General features: G+C 28.3%; 1 protein-coding gene. It reads left to right on the top strand.

Annotated elements, in window-relative coordinates:
• Positions 1-109 precede the first annotated feature (109 nt).
• Positions 110-1871: ShlB/FhaC/HecB family hemolysin secretion/activation protein (locus tag CAMP5121_RS07930; protein WP_442863296.1), on the top strand; the 1762-nt coding region annotated here is incomplete at its 3' end.

The raw sequence follows: 1871 nt of genomic DNA on the forward strand, positions 1-1871 counted from the left end.
TATTACCATAGCTAAAAATGATATAGAAAAGGTTATAGAATTATCCCCTGATAGAAACCTCCCTCAAAACAAAGCCATCAAAGAAAATCTAAAAACTAAAGATGATTATATAAAAGCTCAAGAAGCTAAAAAAGACTTTGAAGAAAAAAAGAAAGAATTAAAAGAAAAACTAAATCAAGAAGAGGAAGCTAATGGGGAAACTAACAATCAAACTAATGACACTACCAACCCAAATAACCAAACTAGCACTAATACTACCAATACAAACAATGATAAAACTAATACTAGTGTAAATGATAATAATTCTAACTCAACTAATAATAGTGATATTATTAATACAAATAATCAAACCAATAATAATTCTAACACTAACTCTACTAACTCAAGTGATCAAACTAACACCACCACTAAAAAAGTAATAACCAAATATAAATTTGTTATCACTAATGAAAACACTAGCTTTAAAAAACTAGGCATTAAAGAAGAAGATTTACAATTACTTATTAGTGAGTTTAGTACTAGAAAATTTAGCTTGCAAGATTTACAAGATATATCTAATATCATTGCTTATTATTTCCAAGTTAATGGCTATCCTGCAGCAACAGCTTATGTACCCCAACAAGAATTTGAAGATAGTGTACAAATAAACATAGCCTTAGGAACATTAGGTAAGTATATAGTAAAGAATAAAACTACTATAAAAGATTATTTTATAGAAAGTAAGCTTAATGGAAGAATCAAAGGTAAAATCATCTCTACTAAACTCATAGAAGATAGTGTATATAAAGTCAATGAAATGTATGGAGTACAAACCCTAGCAGGTTTACAAGCAGGAGAGAATGTAGGAGAAACTGATGTAGTTATAGAAGTAGTACCTGATACTAAGGCTAATGTATTATTATATGCTGATAATTATGGTATTGAAAGTGCAGGGGATATTAGAGCTGGTATTAGTATGGGATTTAATTCTATATTTAATATGGGAGATTATTATAATTTTTACTTACAATCAAGCAATGAAAATCAAATTAACTATGGAGCTAGTTATACTTTCTTTTTAGGAAATTTAAAAATTACTCCAAGCATATCTCAAGGATCTTATTCTTTAGGTGGGGAATATAAAGATGCAGGATTTTATGGTACTTCTAGAAATCTTGGTGTAGATTTTTCTTATCCTGTATGGATTAATACTAATTCATCTTTATATCTTACTTCTAGTATTTATCATAAAATACTTAGTGATAGTATTTTGTTTGGTTTTTTTACTACCGATAAACATTCTAATGTAGGTAGTATGGGTTTAGAGGGTTTGTTTAGAGGATTTGAGAATAATACCTTAAGTTATAGTGCTAAGGTAAGTATAGGTAAGGTATATGATGATAGTGATTTTAAAATTGGTAGCAAAACTTTTGGCTGGTTTAGAAAACTCAATGCTAGTGTGAATAATTATTATAGTATTAATGAATACATTACGCATACTTTAAATATAAATTATCAAAAGGTATTAGGGAATTTTGAATTAGATTCTTCTGAGAGTTCCTCTTTAGGTGGAGCTTATGGAGTAAGAGCTTATGATAATGGTGAGGGTGATGGAGATAATACTATAGTAGCTAACTTTGGTATAAGAATAAATATACCAAATACTAATTTTTATTTTACTCCTTTTTATGATATAGGTTATGCTTGGTATGAAAAAGACTCAGGGGATAGATTAGCAGATGAGCATTTTTTAGATGCAGTAGGTTTGCAAGTACTTTATAATAAAACTAATGAATATTATATAAAGCTTGATGCAGCAAGAGCATTACATCAATACAAATACGATGATGATCATAGAATGAAATTATATTTAAGTGGTGGGGTGTATTTTT

Source organism: Campylobacter sp. 2352 PW, from assembly GCF_024723575.1.
GTDB lineage: Bacteria > Campylobacterota > Campylobacteria > Campylobacterales > Campylobacteraceae > Campylobacter_D.